The following is a 15,469-nucleotide window of genomic DNA, read 5'->3' as shown; positions in this document are numbered from 1 at the left end:
GCTCGACGAGATCCGATCACCCCTGCCCCGCGGGCTTCCATGCCGCGAGGATGGCCTCGCGCAGGTGCGGGAACGTGGTGAAGCCCGTCTCATCGCTGAGATGCGCGCCGCCGGTCACGACCTCCAGCGGCGTCTGCAGCCGGTCGGCGATCTCCCGCGAACGCGCCAGGGGAACATAGGGGTCATCGTCGGCCGCCCAGCAGCGGCTCGCGGCCCCCTTGCGCGCGCGGACGCCAACCCAGTCGAAGGGCGTCTCGAAGAAGGAGCGGTTGATCCCGTCATAGTCGGGCAGGCCGAGCGCGCCGTCGAAGGCTGCGGCGAGAAAGAGCCCTTGGAACGGCTCGCTCGCCCGCTCGACCAGTCGCAGGGCGAAGGCCGCTCCGAGGCTGTGCCCGACCAGGATGGTCGGCGCAGGCGGCAGCGAGGCGACCGCGGCGTCGTATGCGGCGAGCCACGCGTCGAGCGACTGCCCCTGCGGCGTCGGGAAGCGAGGGCGCAGGACGTCCAGGCCCTGCACCTCGAGCTCGGCCTGAAGCCATGGAAACCAGTTCGTCTCCGGCCCGCCATGCGCGCCGTGCAGCACGATGACCCTTGGCTTCGTCGCCATCCCCCCTCCGTCCCCACCGCTGTGGGCGCGCCGCCGATTCCGCGCGCGCCGTACGAGCGTGATGCGGCCCGGCGGGCGCGCCGGTCAAGACCGAAGCCTCGTCCTCGATCACCGTCCACAGGGGCGCGCTTGCCTCCCGTCGAAAAGCCTCGCTAGAGCACTAGCTGGCATACGAGCACCGAGGAGCCCCGCATGAGCCAGACGCAGTCCACGATCGACACGGCCGAGGTCGAGCGCTTCTCGCGTCTGGCGCAGGAGTGGTGGAACCCCACCGGCAAGTTCAAGCCGCTGCACAAGTTCAACCCGGTGCGCCTCGCCTATATCCGCGATCAGGTGGCGAAGACCTTCGGCCGCGACGCCGCCGGCCTGCGGCCCTTCGAGGGGCTGCGGATGGTCGACATCGGCTGCGGCGGCGGGCTGATCGCGGAGCCCCTCGCCCGGCTCGGGGCCGAGGTCGTCGGCGTCGACGCCAGCGCCACCAACATCGAGGTCGCGCGCCTGCACGCGGCCGAGAGCGGCCTTGCCATCGACTACCGGGCCGAGACGGCCGAGGCTCTGGCGGCCGCCGAGGAACGCTTCGACGTCGTGCTGGCGCTCGAGATCGTGGAGCACGTCGCCGACGTCGACTTCTTCCTGCGCACCACCGCGAGCCTGGTGAAGCCCGGCGGCCTCCTCGTCGTCGCCACCATCAACCGCACCCTGAAGGCCTTCGGCCTTGCGATCGTCGGCGCCGAGTACGTCCTCGGATGGCTGCCGAAGGGCACGCACCAGTTCTCCAAGCTGGTGCGGCCCGGCGAGGTCCGCCTGCCGCTGACCGCCGAGGGCCTCGATGTCGTCGAGGAGACCGGCGTCGTCTATCACCCGCTCGCCGACGAGTGGCGCCGGTCGGAGGACATCGACGTCAACTACATGGTGCTGGCCCGGCGGCCGGCCTGACAGCCTGATCGAAGACGCTCGCGCCGTCGTGATGACTGCCTCCGCCTCGATGCGGGGCATCGGCTTGCCACGCCGCCCGAGCGGGCCTATGGGCAGGATCGTTAGGCTTCCTTATCGACACGCTCTCCAGGCGTCGGCCGGCTCAACCGTTCGACACCCCCTGGAGCCGGGGCGTGGGCGCAAGTCGAGCCCCCTGCCGGTCGGATCCATGTCTGATACCCCCACGCTTCGCCGCCCCCTCATCATCGCCGCGATCATGGCCGCCATGGCGATGATCGCCATCGAGGCGACCATCGTCTCGACTGCGATGCCGCAGATCGCGGCGCAGCTCGGCGACCTGCACCTCTACTCCTGGGTGTTCTCGTCCTTCCTCCTGACGCAGACGGCGATGACCGTCGCCTTCGGCAAGCTCGCCGACCTCTACGGCCGCCGGCCGATCCTGCTGCTCGGCATCGCGATCTTCCTCGTCGGCTCGGTGCTGTGCGGCCTCGCCTGGTCGATGCCCTCGCTGATCGCCTTCCGGCTCATCCAGGGCGTTGGCGCCGGCGCCATCCAGCCGGTCGCCATCACCGTTGTTGGCGACCTCTACTCGGTCGAGGAGCGCGGCAAGGTGCAGGGCTGGCTCGCCAGCATCTGGGGCATCTCCTCGGTCATCGGACCGCTCGCCGGTGGCCTGATCATCCAGCACGCCAGCTGGGCCTGGGTGTTCTGGATCAACGTGCCGATCGGTCTCGCCGCCGGCCTCGGCTTCGTCGCCTTCCTGCACGAGGACGTGGCGCATCGCACCCGCAAGGTGGACGCGCTCGGCGCGACGCTCTTCGCCATCGCGGTCGCGGCCCTGATGGTCGCCCTCACCGAGGTCGGCAACTCGACCTTCGCCGCCGTCGCCGCGCTGGTCGTCGCGCTCGTCGCCGGCACCGGCTTCTTCGTCCAGGAGCGCATCGCCGACGACCCGATGATGGACCTGAAGCTCTGGGCGCGCCGCTCGATCGCCACGGCCAATGCCGCGACACTGCTGAGCGGCATGACGATCATCGGGCTGACCACCTTCCTGCCGATGTACGTGCAGGGCGTCCTCGGCCAGAGCCCGCTCGTCGCCGGCTTCACCCTGACCGCAATGGTGTTCGGCTGGCCGATCGGCGCCACCATCGCCGCGCGCAACTTCAAGCGCTTCGGCCTGCGCCCGATCCTCCTCTTCGGCGCGACCCTCCTGCCCTTCGGCGCAGCGGTCTTCCTGTTCCTGCGCGCCGGCTATCCGCCGCAGGTCGCCGCGGCCGGCTCGGTCGTCATCGGCTTCGGCATGGGCTTCCTCAGCAACGCCGCCATCGTCATCGTCCAGAGCGCAGTCGGCTGGAACGAACGCGGCGCGGCCACCTCCTCCAATATCTTCGCCCGCAATCTCGGCTCGACGCTCGGCGCGGTGTTCAACCTCAGCCTCGCAAGCGGCGGCGCGGGCGGGCGGGCGGTCGACTTCGACAGCATCCAGAAGCTGCTGGAGGGAACCGGCGGCACCATCACCGACGCGGGGACACAGGCCGCCCTCGCCCACTCGCTGCACCTCACCTTCTGGGCGATGTTCATCGTCTCGGCTCTGACACTCGTCGCGGCGCTCTTCGTCCCCGTAGCGACACCCGCCGCGAAGTCGGCGCCGGAGGACGCGCCGGCCGAAGCCCTGCCGATCGTCGAGGCCTGATTTCGGCGGACTCCCGCGGGCCGTAGCCTCACCGGCAGGCGCTCAGCGCCCGCAGCGCCCGTAGGCGTCCATGATCGCGGCCAGCAGGCCGGGGAAGCGCGCGTTCACCTCGTCGCAGCGCACCGTGTTGCGCATCTCGACGCCGTGCCGCTCCGAGTGGATCAGGCCCGCCTCACGCAGCACCTTGAAGTGGCTGGACAGCGACGACTTCGGGATCACCCGATCGCCCACCGTACCGACAGCCGAGCAGGCCTCCACCATGCCGGCACCCGCGACCTTGAGAAAGATCGCCGCGCGGTCCGGATCGGACAGCGCGTGCAGGATGGCTTCGGGCCGGATGTCCTCGACGGCGGGGTGAAACAGCGGTCGCATCTTTCTCCATATGGGGTCTTGAACCGCGGATCGTTAGTTCCGAGATTCCGAACTATGGGACCAATGACGTCACCCGGCGTCGCCCATAGCGAAGGTCTAGCACACATGTCGAAGCTTGAAGGCAAGGTCGCCGTGGTCACGGGCGCATCCAAGGGTATCGGCGCGGCGGTCGCCAAGGCGCTGGCCAAGGACGGCGCGTCGGTGGTCGTCAACTACGCGTCGAGCCAGGCGGGCGCCGACGCTGTCGTGGCGGCGATCACGGCCGCCGGCGGCAAGGCCGTCGCGGTGAAGGGCGACGTCTCGAAGGCCGCGGAGGCGCAGGCGCTGGTCGAGGCCGCCGTCGAGCGCTTCGGCCGGCTCGACGTCCTCGTCAACAACTCGGGAATCTATGAGTTCGCGCCGATCGAGGACATCACCGAGGAGCACTACACCCGCCAGTTCAACGTCAACGTGCTCGGCCTTCTGCTGACGACGAAGGCCGCATCCAGACATCTCGGCGAGGGCGGCAGTGTCGTCAACATCTCCTCGGCGGTCACCAACCTTCATCCCCCGATGTCGGCCGTCTATACCGGCACCAAGGGCGCAGTCGAGGCGATCAGCGGTGTTCTCGCCAAGGAGTTGGCGCCGCGCCAGATCCGCGTCAACGTGGTGAGCCCTGGCTACGTCGAGACCGAAGGGACGCATACGGCCGGCATCGCCGGCTCGGAGATGGAGACAGGCATCGTCGCCCAGACGCCGCTGGGACGTGCTGGGCGGCCGGACGACATCGCCGACGTCGTCGCCTTCCTCGCCTCCGACGCTGCCCGCTGGGTCTCCGGCGAGATCATTTCTGCCAGCGGCGGCCTGCGCTGAAGGCTTGAGGCGGCCGGGCGTCGCTTCGCCGCGCGGCCGCCCGCCTGCTGGCGCGGTCCTCACGTGGCGATCAGGCGCCCCTTGTCGCCCGGACCGGACACGTCGCCCTCAGGTCCGTGTCTGGTCGAAGGGCGCGAGCGCCGCCCTGAGGAAGTCGATCACGCGCTGGGCCGCAAGCGACTGCGGCGAGGTCGCCGGCGTCAGCAGCCACACGTCCATCGTCGTTTCCGGCACGAGCCTGCGGCGGACGAGCCGATCCTCGGCGTAGTCGAGCCCCACGAACGGCGGCAGGATCGAAACGCCGGCGCCATCGGCGACGAAGGCGCAGGCGGTCTCGGACATCGGCACTTCGATATGGCTGCGCTTCTGCACCCCCTGAAGCTGAAAAGCCCGGTCCACCGTCATCAGCGAGCAGTCGTCCCGGGGGAGCGCGATGAAGGGCTCGCCGCTGAGGTCCTCGACATGCACGACGTCCTTCTCGGCCAGGCGATGGCCTGCGGGCACCGCGCAGATCATGGCAAAACGCATGACGATCTCCGCCCGGACATGGGGATGCTCGAACGGCAGGACGCTGAGGCCGAGATCGATCTGCTGGGCGGCCACCAGATCGCCGATCTGCGGGGAAGTCCGGCTCATCAAGGTGAGATGCAGATCGTTCTGGCGACGCATCAGCGGCGCCAGCGCCGATCCGAGATAGCGCGCCGCGAGGGCGGCCGGCGCGGCGATCGTCACCTGGCCGGCCTCGCGATTGCGGACCGCCTCGACGAGCCGGGCGATCCGCTGGGTGCCGCTGAACATGCGCTCGACCTCCGCCGCGATCAGCCGTCCCTCCAGTGTCGGCACCAGCCGGCCGCCATTGCGCACGAAGAGTTCGAAGCCGCACGCGTCGGCAAAGCTGCGGAGAAGTTTGCTGACGGCCGGCTGCGAGATGCCGAGCCTCTCTCCCGCGCGGGTGACGGAGCCGGTCAAAACCGTTGCGTGAAACGCCTCCAGATGCCGCGTGTTCATCACGCTCTCCCTCCGCCCATCCATAACCTCAGGCTATTTCGGTAGGCCTACAAGCAATTTGACAATCATGCCTACGCCCTCTCTAGTCCACCCCCGATGCTTTTGTAAGCAGGCTTGAATTTCCAGCAGCCGCACGATCCGGAGACTCGATCGTGCTGCCGAAACAGCCGGGGCCGTGAATGAAGACACTTCTCCTGACCGCCAGCCTGCTCGCCGTGCTCGCGTGCTCCGCCGAGGCCAAGGTTCTTTCGGTGTGCATCGAGGGCTCGCCGGATATTTTCAATCCCGAGCTGACCAGCAGCGGGACGACCTCCTATGTCCTCAACCAGATCTATGACGGCCTGGTCTCGGTCAAAGCCGGGTCATCGGAGATCGAGCCGGCGCTCGCGGAGAGCTGGAGCGTCTCGGACGACGGCAAGACCTACACCTTCAAGCTGCGCCAGGGAGTGAAGTGGCAGAGCGTGGGGGACTTCCACCCGACGCGCGACTTCAACGCCGACGACGTCCTCTTCACCTTCGACCGGATGATGAAGAAGGACCATCCATACGCAAAGGTCGGTGGTGGCAACTTCATCACCTTCAACACCAAGCTCGCGGATGAACTGCAATCGGTCGAGAAGGTCGACGACCACACCGTCGCCTTCAAGCTGAAGCGGCCGCTCGCGCCGTTCATCGGCATCATGGCGCACCAGTCGCTCGCCATCACCTCGGCCGAATATGCCGACGTCCTGATGCAGGCGGGGACGCCGGAGCGCCTGGACATGGACCCGGTCGGCACCGGTCCGTTCATGCTCCAGGCCTACCAGCAGGACGCGGCCGTGCGCCTCGTGCCCTTTGCCGAGACCTGGGGCGCTGCGATCAAGGACGCCGCGCGGACCCCGATGGTCGACGGCGTGGTGATGGCGATCAGCACGGACGCCTCCGTCCGTCTGCAGCGCGCCATGGCGGGAGAGTGCCAGATCGCGCTCTACCCGAATCTCGCGGACGCCGACCTTATCGAGCAGAGCGACACGCTGGACCTCGTCCGCACGCCGGTGGCCTCCACCGGCTTCATCACCTTCAACTTCAAGGACGACAGGTTCAAGGACAAGCGGGTGCGCGAGGCTCTGGCCGAGGCGATCGACCTGCCGAACCTCGTCAAGGTGGTCTACAGCGGGATGGGTCACGTCACCGGGGCCATCGTGCCGCCCGCGCTGTGGGGCTTCGATCCCGATCTCGAAGCCCATCCCTACGACCCGGCCAGAGCCAAGGCGCTCCTTGCCGAGGCCGGCTATCCGGATGGGTTCTCGACCGAACTCTGGGCCGTGCCCGTCTCGCGCCCCTACATGCCGAACGGTCGACGGGCAGCGGAGATGATCCAGGCGGACTGGGCCGCCATCGGCGTCACCGCCGAGATCAAGAGCTACGAGTGGGGCGAATACATCCAGCGGGCACGCAACGGCGAGGCCAAGGTCGGCATGTTCGGCGGCATCTACGACTTCCCGGACCCGAGCCAGATCCTGAACAACTACTTCAGCTGCGATTCGGCCGGAAAGCCGAGCCCGTCCAACATCGGCGGCTGGTGCGACGACACGTTCATCGGCCTGCTCAACGAGGCCGGCGGCATCACCGATCAGGCGAAGCGCACCGCGCTCTACAAGCAGGCGCAGGCGGAGTTCAGCCAGGAGGTGCCGGCCGTGATCCTCGGCAGCGCCGATACGCTCACGGCGGTGGCCAAGAGCGTGAAGAACTACCGGCCGGCGATCTTCGGCACGAGCCGCCTCTCCGGCGTGAGCGTGGACTAACAGGCAGAGCAGGGCGAAGCCGGGTGGCTTCGTCCGACAGTGGCGGACCATCATGCAGGCATTGATCATCGGCGCCGGAATCCTCGGCGCCAGCGCAGCTTACCATCTCGCGCGCAAGGGCGTGGCGGTCGAGATCGTCGACGAGTCCCATCAGGGCAAGGCGACGCTGGCGGGGGCAGGCATCGTCTGCCCCTGGGCGACCAAGGCGGACGAGCCCGAGTGGTATCGGATGTACGAGGCGGGTGCGCGGTACTACGACGAGCTCGTGGCCGGCCTGCGTGACCGCGGTGAAACGCAGCTCGGCTACGGCAAGGTCGGCGCGCTGGTCGTGGCGGAGGAGCCGGCGGAGCTCGACGCCGCCGAGCAGCGCATCCTGAGCCGGACCCGGGGAGAGCACACCGCAGGCGCGGTCCGCCGGGTGACGGCCGCCGAGGCCCATGACTTGTTCCCGCCGCTGCGCGACGATCTCGACGGCATCTACATCCCCGGTGGCGCACGTGTCGACGCCCGGCTTCTCGCCGCCGCGATGGTGCGGGCGGCCGTGGCGCTCGGCGCACGCTTCCGCAGCGATCACGTGACGCTCGAGGTCGTCGACGGCCGCGTGCGATGCCGCGACAGCAACAACCAGATCCTGACCGCCGACGAGATCGTGGTGACCGCCGGCGCCTGGGCGAGGCAGATCCTGCGCCCTCTCGGGCTCGAGCACCCGGTCCAGCCGCAGAAGGGCCAGATCGTCCATCTCGGCCTGCCCGGCGTCGACACGTCGCGCTGGCCGGTGCTCCTGCCGATGACCAGCCATTACATGCTCGCCTTCGACGACTCCCGCGTGGTGATCGGCGCGACGCGCGAGACTAATTCCGGCTTTGACTACCGCGTCACCGCAGGCGGCCAGTTCGAAGTCCTGCAGGCGGGCCTGTCGATCGCGCCCGGCCTGGCGAACGCCACCCACGTCGAGACCCGCATCGGCTTCCGGCCGGCCGCCGGCAGCATCCGCCCGATCCTCGGCCGCGTCCCGGGGTTCGACGGCCTGGTGATCGGCAACGGTCTCGGCGCGTCGGGCCTCACCGTCGGCCCCTATGCCGGCATGCTGCTGGCGCAGGTCGCCCTTGGCGAGACGCCCGCGCTTTCGATGGAGCGCTACGCGCCCGGCGCCGCCTGAGCGCGTCCCTCCCCTACCCTTCCGGCAAAAGAAGAAGCAGATCATGATCCAGCGTCATCGCAAGCACCGCATCATGCACGGTGTCGTCGAGCACAACGGCGTCCTTTATGTCGGCGGCCATGCGGCAAGCGACATCGACCTCGACATGAAGGGCCAGACCCGGCAGACCTGCGAAAAGCTCGACGCCGTTCTCGCCGAGTGCGGCTCCGACAGGAGCCATATCCTGTCGGCCCGCATCTACCTGACGGACATGTCGGCCAAGGAGGCCATGAACGAGGCCTGGCTGGAGTGGATCGGCGAGGACGACCTGCCGTCGCGCGCCACCATCGGAGTCGCCGATCTCGGCGACCCGCGCCGGCTGATCGAGATCGTCATCATCGCCGCCAAGGCCTGACGAGGTCGGAGGCCGTGCCGGCGGCGTGAGCTGTCGGCAAGGCCAGGTCAAAGGCAACCTGCGCCCACCGCTCGGCGTCACGTCGCGCTCGCACGGTCCGAGCCGCCTGCCCCTCAGTTCCCGTCCTCGGGCAGCGGCGGCAGCGGCAGGGCGGCGATGCCCTCCTCCGCGAGACCCTCGACCTCCTGCGGCGAGGCTTCGCCGTAGATCTGGCGCGCCTCGCTCTCGCCGTAGTGGATCCTGCGCGCCTCTTCGGCAAAGCGACCGCCGACGTTCTCGGCGTTTGCCCGCACATGCCGCGCGAGCGCCTGCAGCTGGGCGAAGACCTTGGCCACTTCACCGTTGGCGACCGGCAGCGGCACGGGCGCCGGCGGCGCCGTCGGCGACGCGGCGGCGTTCGAAGCCGGCGGCGCGGGGTTCCCGAGCGCACCGACGCTTGGGCCGGCTGCATGGCCCGCGCCGGCGCCACTCGGTGCCGCGGTCCGTCTGGTGGCAACCGCCGGGCGCATCAGCGCCTTGCCCACGCGCGCAGAGCCGCAGACGGTGCAGGCGACGAGGCCGCGCTGGACTTGCGTCTCGAAGTCGGAACTCGACCGGAACCAGCCGTCGAACGCGTGACCGGCCGGCTCGCACCGCAGGGCGTAGTGGATCACTCGGCGGCCTCGGCCGCACGGCCGAAGAGCCGCATCTCGAAGGGGCGCGTGTTCATCAGGTTCGGGATCTTGCGGCGCGTCTCGGCGACGAGGGTGGTGTCGATCTCGGCAAGGGCGAGGCCCGGCTCGTTTCCGTCGATCTCGGCGAGCACGCGGCCCCAGGGATCGATGATGATCGAGTGGCCGTAGGTCTCGCGCCCGTCCTCGTGCACGCCGCCCTGCGCGGCGGCGACGACGAAGGCGCCGTTCTCGATCGCGCGCGCGCGCAGGAGCACGTGCCAGTGCGCCTCTCCGGTCTGGCGGGTGAAGGCGGCGGGCACGGTCAGGACCTCGGCCCCGGCCAATGCCTCCTCCCGGAACAGCATCGGAAAGCGCATGTCGTAGCAGACGGCAAAGCCGAGCCGCACCGGGCCGCTGGCCATCGCGAGGTCGGCGAGCGCGGCAGAGGCGCCCGGCCGATAGGTCGCCGACTCCCGCCAGCTCTCGCCATTGTCGAGATCGACGTCGAACATGTGGATCTTGTCGTAGGCGGCGAGCCGCGCGCCGTCCGGCCCGAACAGCGCCGCGCGGTTGGCGACTTGTCCGTCATCGAGAGCGATGGCCGTCGAGCCGACATGCAGGAAAACGCCGTGGCGGCGGGCGAGGCCGGAGGCCGCGGCCAGCACGGGATCGCTGGCCTCCGGCCGCAGCCGCTCGCGCAGCGTGGCCCGGTCGCGGCAGAGCATGCCGGTCATCTCCGGCGACTGGATGTAGGTGGCGCCCTTCGCGACGGCCGCCTCGACCAGCGCGGTCAATGCGGCGACGTTCGTCTCCGGTTCGGTGCCGGAGCGCATCTGCAGGACGGCGGCGGTGAAGGTGGTCATGGCGCGCTCCCCGGGGTCAGGCGGGCTGGAGCAGCGGGTCGAGCTTGCCGGCCCGCTCGAGCGCGTAGAGGTCGTCGCAGCCGCCGACATGCGTCTCGCCGACGAAGATCTGCGGGAAGGTCGAGCCGCCCTTGGAGCGCTCGATCATCTCCTTGCGCAGCTCCGGCGAAAAGCTCGCGTCCTTCTCCTCGTAGGCGACGCCCTTCTTGTCGAGGAGCTGCTTGGCCCGGGCACAGTAGCCGCAGAGCTGGCGCGTGTAGATCGTGACGTCTGGCATGAACCCGAACTCCCTGTCGTGCCGCAGGATATGGAATCACTCGGTGCCGGCCGCAACCCTCGCGAAGGCGAGGACGTCGACCCGGCTCGCGCCCGCACGCTTCAGCGCCCGCGTCGCGCTCGATACGGTGGCGCCGGTGGTGAAGACGTCGTCGACGAGAAGGACGCGCCGGCCCTCGATGTCGCCGCGCCGTGCCTCCTTGACGCGGAAGGCGCCGCGCACGTTCTCGCGCCGCTCCTCGGCGCGCAGGCCGACCTGGCTGCGCGTCGGCTTGACGCGGGCGAGCGCCAGCGGCGCGTAGGCGAGACGGCGCGTGCCGGCGATGACGCGGGCGAGCTCGGCCGACTGGTTGAAGCGGCGGCGCAGCAGCCGGCGATGGTGGAGCGGCACGGGCACGAGGACGTCGGCCTCGGCGATCAGCTCCTCGCCGGCGCGGCTCATCCAGCCGGCCATCAGCGGCACCAGGCTGGTGCGGTCGCCGTATTTCAGCGCGCTGACCAGCCGCGCCGCGAGGTCCTCGTACAGCACGGCGGCCCGCAGCCGGCCGAAGGGCGGCGGGTTGGCGATGGCCTCGGCCGACAGGAAGCCGCGCCCAAGATCGTAGGCGAAGGGCGAACCGAGCACCTCGCAGTAGGGCCGCTCGATGAAGCGAAGCCCGCTCCAGCAGGCCGGGCAGAGCGCGTCCGCCTGCCCCACCGCCGTCTGGCAGCCGGGGCAGACCGGCGGAAACAGGAGCCGCGCGATCGAGCCGCCGATGCGGCCCGCACCCTCTCTGAGCATCGTGTTCCGGTCCTCCCGCCGCCGGTGCGCGGGAGCTTCCTGTTCCGCTCGCGCAGCATCCGGAAGGGAGGCTTGCGCGCCACGCGGAGGCGGGCCAGGAGAGGATGCGGCACGGCGGCGCTTGACGATACCCGCTCCGCCGTCAGCTACAAGGCCTCGCGGCGGCCGCGCCCCGGTCACGACTGCGGGAGCGTGGCGCCGAACCTGCCAACCCGGATCGCCTCGACGCCATGCCCCTCGCTTCGCCCCCGATCGACCGCCCGCTCCTCGACCGCCGCCGCCGGCGAGCGGCGGCACGTCCGGACTTTGCCGGCGTGCAGTTCCTTCTCGAGGCGGCGGCGCAGGATCTCGCCGAGCGGCTTTCGGCGGTCGAGCGACGCTTCGAGGTCGCGGTCGATCTCGCCAGCGGCGGGGATGCCGTGGCAAAGGCGCTCGCCGGTTCTCCGCAGATCGGTCGGCTCGTACGCATCGAGCGCGACGCAGCGTTCCTCAAAGGTGCCGGCGGACAGTCGGTGGTGGCCGACGAGGAGGCGCTGCCGCTCGCCGCCAATTCGGTGGATCTCGTCCTGTCGGCGCTGTCGCTGCAGCTGACCAACGACACGCCGGGCGTCCTCATCCAGATCCAGCGCGCCCTGAAGCCGGACGGGCTGTTGCTGGCGGCGATGCTCGGCGGCGAGACGCTGAACGAGCTGCGCGCCGCGCTGCTCTCGGCCGAAGCCGAGCTCACCGGGGGTGCGTCGCCGCGAGTGATCCCCTTCGTCGAGGTCCGCGATGCCGGCGCGCTGCTGCAGCGGGCCGGCTTCGCCCTGCCGGTCGCCGATCAGGACCGGCTGACGGTGCGCTACGACACGATGTTCGGGCTGATGGCCGATCTCAGGGCGATGGGCATGGCCAACATGCTCGGCGAGCGCTCCCGCCGGCCGGGCAGCCGGCGCTTCTTCCTGCGCGCCGCCGAGATCTACCGGGAACGCTTCGCCGATCCGGACGGGCGGGTGCGGGCGACGTTCGACATCGTCTCGCTCTCCGGCTGGAAGCCGCACGCGAGTCAGCAGCAGCCGCTGCAACCCGGCAGCGCCAAGGCGAGCCTTGCGGCCGCGCTGAACGACCGCTCCGGCAACTGAAAGCCCCGATCAGCAGCTGCCGAACTGGCGCCCGTTCGGCAGCATGATGCAGGCCTGTCCGCTCGGCTGCAGCACGCTGCGGCGCACGACGTAGTGCTGCGCGCCGCCGGCCGGATGCGAGACCGAGCCCGTCATGATCGGATCGACGTCGACGATGCTGCGCTCGGCGAAGAGGCGCGACTGGCGGTCGGCCACCGGCGCGAGGACCAGCGCGAGGGCCGCGGCGATCGAGCCGAACAGGAGCGTCGCGCGCAAGAGGCCGGTGCGGGCCTCCGCCAGGAGTTCTAGGGTGCGATCGGTGCTGTCGAGATCGATGCGGCTCACGGCGCTCTCCAAGATCGTCGCGCCGGGCTCATGGGCCCTCGGCACGAGGTTTTGCTTGGCTAGCAGTCTCGCCCGGACCGGTTGATTTTGACTTAAATCCCAGGAAACCCGTTCAGGGTTGGTTAGGGCTTGGTTGATCCGGCCGGAGGCGCGTTAACGTCGCCCTCCTTACAGGAGGTCCTCCAGAAACGGGATCAGCGGCGCGTCGGCGGGCGGCATGGGATAGTCGCGCAGGGCGTTCGGTCGCACCCATTTCAGAACCTGACCCTCGCGCGGGCTTGGGATGCCTTGGAAGCGCCGGCAAACATAGAGCGGCATCAGGAGGTTGAAGCGCTCGTAGGGGTGGCTGGCGAAGGTCAGCGGCGCCAGACAGGCCGTCTGCGTGACGATGCCGAGTTCTTCCTCGAGCTCGCGCACCAGCGTCTCCTCCGGCGTCTCGCCGGGCTCGATCTTGCCGCCCGGAAACTCCCACAGACCGGCGAGCGACTTGCCCTCCGGCCGCTGCGCGATCAGGACGCGCCGGTCGGCATCGACCAGCGCGCAGGCCGCGACGAGGAGCAGCGGCTTCGGCGCGGCGCTCACCGCAGCATCGCCGGGGGCTGCGCCGCCTCGGGCGGAGCGCGATAGACGTAGCGGTAGGCCTCGACGAAGCCGAGACGGTCGTAGAGGGCGATGCCGGCCGTGTTGGCGGCTTCGACCTGCAACCAACCTGTGCGGGCGCCGCGGTGCATGGCGAAGCGCAGGGCGGTCGCGACGAGGTCGCGGCCGAGGCCCTGGCGACGCAGGTCCGGCGCCACCGCCAGGTCGAGGATGCCGGCGAGGTCGTTGTCCTGAATCGCCATCGCCACCGCAACCGGGACGCCCTCGGGATTTTCGCGCACGAAGAAGCCGGCCGGCGGGCGGATGGCGCCGAGAATGTCGAGGAGGCCCTGTCGCATCGCCTCGTCCCGCCCGTGCACGGCAAGGCTGGCGTCGACGTAGCGGCCGAGGTCGCGGATCGGGATGCGGTCGAGCGTGCCGGACAGGTCGATCCGCGTCAGGTCCGCGGTCAGCACCAGCGACTCGCCGAAGCGCGACCAACCTTCGGCGTCGAGATGATCGACGAGCTCCGGTGGAGCCAACGGCGATTGGCGGAACAGGATCGGGCGCCCGACGGCCTCGAAGCGCTCCCGCGCCCGCTCCACGCGCGCGGCGATGTCGCGCCGGTCGCCCTGGTCGAGCGGATTGACCGAGTTCAGGCGCTTGGCGTCGAACCCCGGCGTCAGCCGTATGGCCCAGGTGCCGTCATAGGCGGTCTCGGAGGCCGGCCAGGCCCGGAAGCCGGCGGCCTCCAGGCGGCGGACCGTCGCGAGACTGTGCGGCGCGTCAGCTTCTGTAGTCGCCATTGATCGCGACATACTCCTTGGTCAGATCGCAGGTGTAGACGCTCCAGCGTCCGGTCCCGAGGCCGAGATCGACCCGGATCGCGATCTCGTCCTCACGCATCACGGCACTCGCCGCCTCTTCCGAATAGGCTGGATCCCGCTCGCCCTCGTGCGCCACGCGCACGTCGCCGAACCAGATCGCGAGGCGGTCGCGGTCGGCCGGCTCGCCGGCCTTGCCGACGGCCATGACGACCCGGCCCCAGTTGGCGTCTTCGCCGGCGACCGCGGTCTTGACCAGCGGCGAATTGGCGATCGACAGTGCGATGCGCTTGGCGGAGGCGTCGCTCTCGGCGCCCTCGACGGTCACCTTGATCTCCTTGCGGGCGCCTTCGCCGTCACGCGCCACCTGGCGGGCGAGATCGAGAAGCAGCTCGCCCAGCGCCGCCCGGAACGCGGCAAGGCGTGGATCGGCGGCGTCTTCGATGGCGGGCGCGCCGCGGTCGGTCGCCGCGCCGGTCGCGAACAGGATCAGCGTGTCGGAGGTCGAGGTGTCGCTATCGACCGTCACCGAATTGAAGCTCGGCTCGACCGCCTCGGACAGGAGCGCCTGCAGCGCCGGAGCGGCGATCGCCGCGTCGGTCGCCAGGAAGGACAGCATCGTCGCCATGTCCGGCGCGATCATGCCGGCGCCCTTGGCGATGCCGTTGAGCGTGACCGACGTGCCGCCGAGGTCGATCGTACGGGTCGCCACCTTCGCATAGGTGTCGGTGGTCATGATCGCCTCGGCCGCCTCCTGCCAGCGGCCGGCCTCTGCACCACTCACCATGTCGGCGAGGAGGCCGGTGAAACGCTCGGCCGGCAGCGGCTCGCCGATGACGCCGGTGGAGGCGAGGAACACCTCGTCCGGCTTGCACCCGGCCGCGGCGGCGGCGGCCTCGGCGGTCATCGTCGTCGCCTCCCGCCCCTTCCGCCCGGTGAAGGCGTTGGCATTGCCCGAGTTGACGACGAGCGCGCGCGCCACGCCGCCCTTCAGGCTGTCGCGGCAGAAGTCGACCGGCGCCGACGGACACTTCGAGCGGGTGAAGACGCCGGCGACGCTTGCCGGCCGGTCCATCACCATCAGCAGCACGTCGGTGCGGTTCCTGTACTTGATGCCGGCCGCCGCGGTCGCGATGCGCAGGCCGTCGACCGGCGGCATGTCCACGACGCGCGTCGGCGCCAGAGGCGAAATCGTCCCGCTCATGCTCCCCCTATCCTCGCTCGCCCGACGGCGCTGGGCCAT

The 15,469-nt window shown here is 70.0% G+C and carries 18 protein-coding genes; 7 read left to right on the top strand and 11 right to left on the bottom strand.

The annotated features are described in order from the left end of the window. Window positions 1-16: 16 nt before the first annotated feature. Complete coding sequence (locus NPA30_RS17125) at window positions 17-607, bottom strand: RBBP9/YdeN family alpha/beta hydrolase (RefSeq protein WP_256803993.1); 591 nt, start codon at window positions 605-607, stop codon at window positions 17-19. A gap of 192 nt (window positions 608-799) precedes the next feature. Here NPA30_RS17125 and ubiG point away from each other — a divergent pair, with 192 nt between their 5' ends. Continuing rightward, window positions 800-1,543: a bifunctional 2-polyprenyl-6-hydroxyphenol methylase/3-demethylubiquinol 3-O-methyltransferase UbiG gene (gene ubiG / locus NPA30_RS17120; RefSeq protein WP_256803992.1), complete on the top strand. Its 744-nt coding sequence runs from the start codon at window positions 800-802 to the stop codon at window positions 1,541-1,543. A gap of 208 nt (window positions 1,544-1,751) precedes the next feature. Continuing rightward, entirely contained in the window at window positions 1,752-3,236 is a 1,485-nt protein-coding gene (locus NPA30_RS17115; RefSeq protein ID WP_256803991.1) for an MDR family MFS transporter, read from the top strand. Between the two features lie 42 nt (window positions 3,237-3,278). On the opposite strand, the gene NPA30_RS17110 is transcribed toward NPA30_RS17115, so the two are convergent. Next, window positions 3,279-3,608: an ArsR/SmtB family transcription factor gene (locus NPA30_RS17110; RefSeq protein ID WP_256803990.1), complete on the bottom strand. Its 330-nt coding sequence runs from the start codon at window positions 3,606-3,608 to the stop codon at window positions 3,279-3,281. Between the two features lie 105 nt (window positions 3,609-3,713). On the opposite strand from NPA30_RS17110, the gene NPA30_RS17105 reads away from it, so the two are divergent. After that, window positions 3,714-4,460: a glucose 1-dehydrogenase gene (locus NPA30_RS17105; RefSeq protein ID WP_320109213.1), complete on the top strand. Its 747-nt coding sequence runs from the start codon at window positions 3,714-3,716 to the stop codon at window positions 4,458-4,460. A gap of 108 nt (window positions 4,461-4,568) precedes the next feature. Here NPA30_RS17105 and NPA30_RS17100 read toward each other — a convergent pair whose 3' ends face one another. Continuing rightward, window positions 4,569-5,468 carry a LysR substrate-binding domain-containing protein gene (locus NPA30_RS17100; protein ID WP_256803988.1) on the bottom strand — a complete coding sequence of 300 codons (900 nt, stop codon included), beginning with the start codon at window positions 5,466-5,468 and terminating at the stop codon, window positions 4,569-4,571. A gap of 179 nt (window positions 5,469-5,647) precedes the next feature. Between NPA30_RS17100 and NPA30_RS17095 the strand changes: the two genes are divergently transcribed. Genes NPA30_RS17095 through NPA30_RS17085 form a run of 3 tightly spaced genes read left to right on the top strand, consistent with a single transcriptional unit; the run spans window position 5,648 to window position 8,805 of the window. Beyond that, window positions 5,648-7,252: an ABC transporter substrate-binding protein gene (locus NPA30_RS17095; RefSeq protein ID WP_256803987.1), complete on the top strand. Its 1,605-nt coding sequence runs from the start codon at window positions 5,648-5,650 to the stop codon at window positions 7,250-7,252. A 52-nt stretch (window positions 7,253-7,304) separates the two neighbouring features. Continuing rightward, a complete protein-coding gene (locus tag NPA30_RS17090) occupies window positions 7,305-8,411 on the top strand; it encodes an NAD(P)/FAD-dependent oxidoreductase (RefSeq protein ID WP_256803986.1) in 1,107 nt (368 codons plus the stop codon). A gap of 43 nt (window positions 8,412-8,454) precedes the next feature. Further along, complete coding sequence (locus NPA30_RS17085) at window positions 8,455-8,805, top strand: RidA family protein (RefSeq protein WP_256803985.1); 351 nt, start codon at window positions 8,455-8,457, stop codon at window positions 8,803-8,805. A 113-nt stretch (window positions 8,806-8,918) separates the two neighbouring features. Here NPA30_RS17085 and NPA30_RS17080 read toward each other — a convergent pair whose 3' ends face one another. Genes NPA30_RS17080 through NPA30_RS17065 form a run of 4 tightly spaced genes read right to left on the bottom strand, consistent with a single transcriptional unit; the run spans window position 8,919 to window position 11,378 of the window. After that, window positions 8,919-9,458 carry a DUF1178 family protein gene (locus tag NPA30_RS17080; RefSeq protein WP_256803984.1) on the bottom strand — a complete coding sequence of 180 codons (540 nt, stop codon included), beginning with the start codon at window positions 9,456-9,458 and terminating at the stop codon, window positions 8,919-8,921. Continuing rightward, a complete protein-coding gene (locus NPA30_RS17075; RefSeq protein ID WP_256803983.1) occupies window positions 9,455-10,321 on the bottom strand; it encodes a carbon-nitrogen hydrolase family protein in 867 nt (288 codons plus the stop codon). Before NPA30_RS17075 ends, NPA30_RS17080 begins: the two co-directional genes overlap by 4 nt. A gap of 16 nt (window positions 10,322-10,337) precedes the next feature. Then, window positions 10,338-10,598, bottom strand: coding sequence for a glutaredoxin 3 (gene grxC, locus NPA30_RS17070; RefSeq protein WP_256803982.1), 261 nt, complete (start codon window positions 10,596-10,598; stop codon window positions 10,338-10,340). A 36-nt stretch (window positions 10,599-10,634) separates the two neighbouring features. Beyond that, window positions 10,635-11,378, bottom strand: a complete 744-nt coding sequence (locus NPA30_RS17065) for a ComF family protein (protein WP_256803981.1) — start codon at window positions 11,376-11,378, stop codon at window positions 10,635-10,637. Window positions 11,379-11,608: 230 nt separating this feature from the next. Between NPA30_RS17065 and NPA30_RS17060 the strand changes: the two genes are divergently transcribed. Continuing rightward, window positions 11,609-12,499 (top strand): methyltransferase domain-containing protein, encoded by an 891-nt coding sequence (locus NPA30_RS17060; RefSeq protein WP_256803980.1) that lies wholly within the window; start codon window positions 11,609-11,611, stop codon window positions 12,497-12,499. A 9-nt stretch (window positions 12,500-12,508) separates the two neighbouring features. Here NPA30_RS17060 and NPA30_RS17055 read toward each other — a convergent pair whose 3' ends face one another. The 4 genes from NPA30_RS17055 to argJ form a co-directional block, all read right to left on the bottom strand. Then, the gene (locus NPA30_RS17055) at window positions 12,509-12,823 is read right to left on the bottom strand and encodes a hypothetical protein (protein ID WP_256803979.1); all 315 of its coding nucleotides are present in this window, start codon (window positions 12,821-12,823) and stop codon (window positions 12,509-12,511) included. Window positions 12,824-12,991: 168 nt separating this feature from the next. Beyond that, window positions 12,992-13,405, bottom strand: coding sequence for a (deoxy)nucleoside triphosphate pyrophosphohydrolase (locus NPA30_RS17050; RefSeq protein WP_256803978.1), 414 nt, complete (start codon window positions 13,403-13,405; stop codon window positions 12,992-12,994). After that, window positions 13,402-14,208 (bottom strand): GNAT family N-acetyltransferase, encoded by an 807-nt coding sequence (locus NPA30_RS17045; RefSeq protein WP_256803977.1) that lies wholly within the window; start codon window positions 14,206-14,208, stop codon window positions 13,402-13,404. Before NPA30_RS17045 ends, NPA30_RS17050 begins: the two co-directional genes overlap by 4 nt. Then, window positions 14,189-15,430 carry a bifunctional glutamate N-acetyltransferase/amino-acid acetyltransferase ArgJ gene (gene argJ, locus NPA30_RS17040; protein ID WP_256803976.1) on the bottom strand — a complete coding sequence of 414 codons (1,242 nt, stop codon included), beginning with the start codon at window positions 15,428-15,430 and terminating at the stop codon, window positions 14,189-14,191. The genes NPA30_RS17045 and argJ overlap by 20 nt, the downstream gene beginning before the upstream one ends. Window positions 15,431-15,469: the final 39 nt, after the last annotated feature.

Source organism: Mangrovibrevibacter kandeliae, from assembly GCF_024519155.1.
Lineage (GTDB): Bacteria > Pseudomonadota > Alphaproteobacteria > Rhizobiales > Rhizobiaceae > Mangrovibrevibacter > Mangrovibrevibacter kandeliae.
Note: the sequence above shows the minus strand (reverse complement) of the source record. Positions and strands in the feature narration are given on the sequence as shown.

What these genes read in the sequence shown, in the direction of transcription:
- argJ (WP_256803976.1), bottom strand. Translation starts at nt 15,430, where the DNA reads ATGAGCGGGACGATTTCGCCTCTGGCGCCGACGCGCGTCGTGGACATG.
- NPA30_RS17110 (WP_256803990.1), bottom strand. Translation starts at nt 3,608, where the DNA reads ATGCGACCGCTGTTTCACCCCGCCGTCGAGGACATCCGGCCCGAAGCC.
- grxC (WP_256803982.1), bottom strand. Translation starts at nt 10,598, where the DNA reads ATGCCAGACGTCACGATCTACACGCGCCAGCTCTGCGGCTACTGTGCC.
- NPA30_RS17060 (WP_256803980.1), top strand. Translation starts at nt 11,609, where the DNA reads ATGCCCCTCGCTTCGCCCCCGATCGACCGCCCGCTCCTCGACCGCCGC.
- NPA30_RS17095 (WP_256803987.1), top strand. Translation starts at nt 5,648, where the DNA reads ATGAAGACACTTCTCCTGACCGCCAGCCTGCTCGCCGTGCTCGCGTGC.
- NPA30_RS17045 (WP_256803977.1), bottom strand. Translation starts at nt 14,208, where the DNA reads ATGGCGACTACAGAAGCTGACGCGCCGCACAGTCTCGCGACGGTCCGC.
- NPA30_RS17100 (WP_256803988.1), bottom strand. Translation starts at nt 5,468, where the DNA reads ATGAACACGCGGCATCTGGAGGCGTTTCACGCAACGGTTTTGACCGGC.
- NPA30_RS17065 (WP_256803981.1), bottom strand. Translation starts at nt 11,378, where the DNA reads ATGCTCAGAGAGGGTGCGGGCCGCATCGGCGGCTCGATCGCGCGGCTC.
- ubiG (WP_256803992.1), top strand. Translation starts at nt 800, where the DNA reads ATGAGCCAGACGCAGTCCACGATCGACACGGCCGAGGTCGAGCGCTTC.
- NPA30_RS17085 (WP_256803985.1), top strand. Translation starts at nt 8,455, where the DNA reads ATGATCCAGCGTCATCGCAAGCACCGCATCATGCACGGTGTCGTCGAG.
- NPA30_RS17105 (WP_320109213.1), top strand. Translation starts at nt 3,714, where the DNA reads ATGTCGAAGCTTGAAGGCAAGGTCGCCGTGGTCACGGGCGCATCCAAG.
- NPA30_RS17125 (WP_256803993.1), bottom strand. Translation starts at nt 607, where the DNA reads ATGGCGACGAAGCCAAGGGTCATCGTGCTGCACGGCGCGCATGGCGGG.
- NPA30_RS17075 (WP_256803983.1), bottom strand. Translation starts at nt 10,321, where the DNA reads ATGACCACCTTCACCGCCGCCGTCCTGCAGATGCGCTCCGGCACCGAA.
- NPA30_RS17115 (WP_256803991.1), top strand. Translation starts at nt 1,752, where the DNA reads ATGTCTGATACCCCCACGCTTCGCCGCCCCCTCATCATCGCCGCGATC.
- NPA30_RS17090 (WP_256803986.1), top strand. Translation starts at nt 7,305, where the DNA reads ATGCAGGCATTGATCATCGGCGCCGGAATCCTCGGCGCCAGCGCAGCT.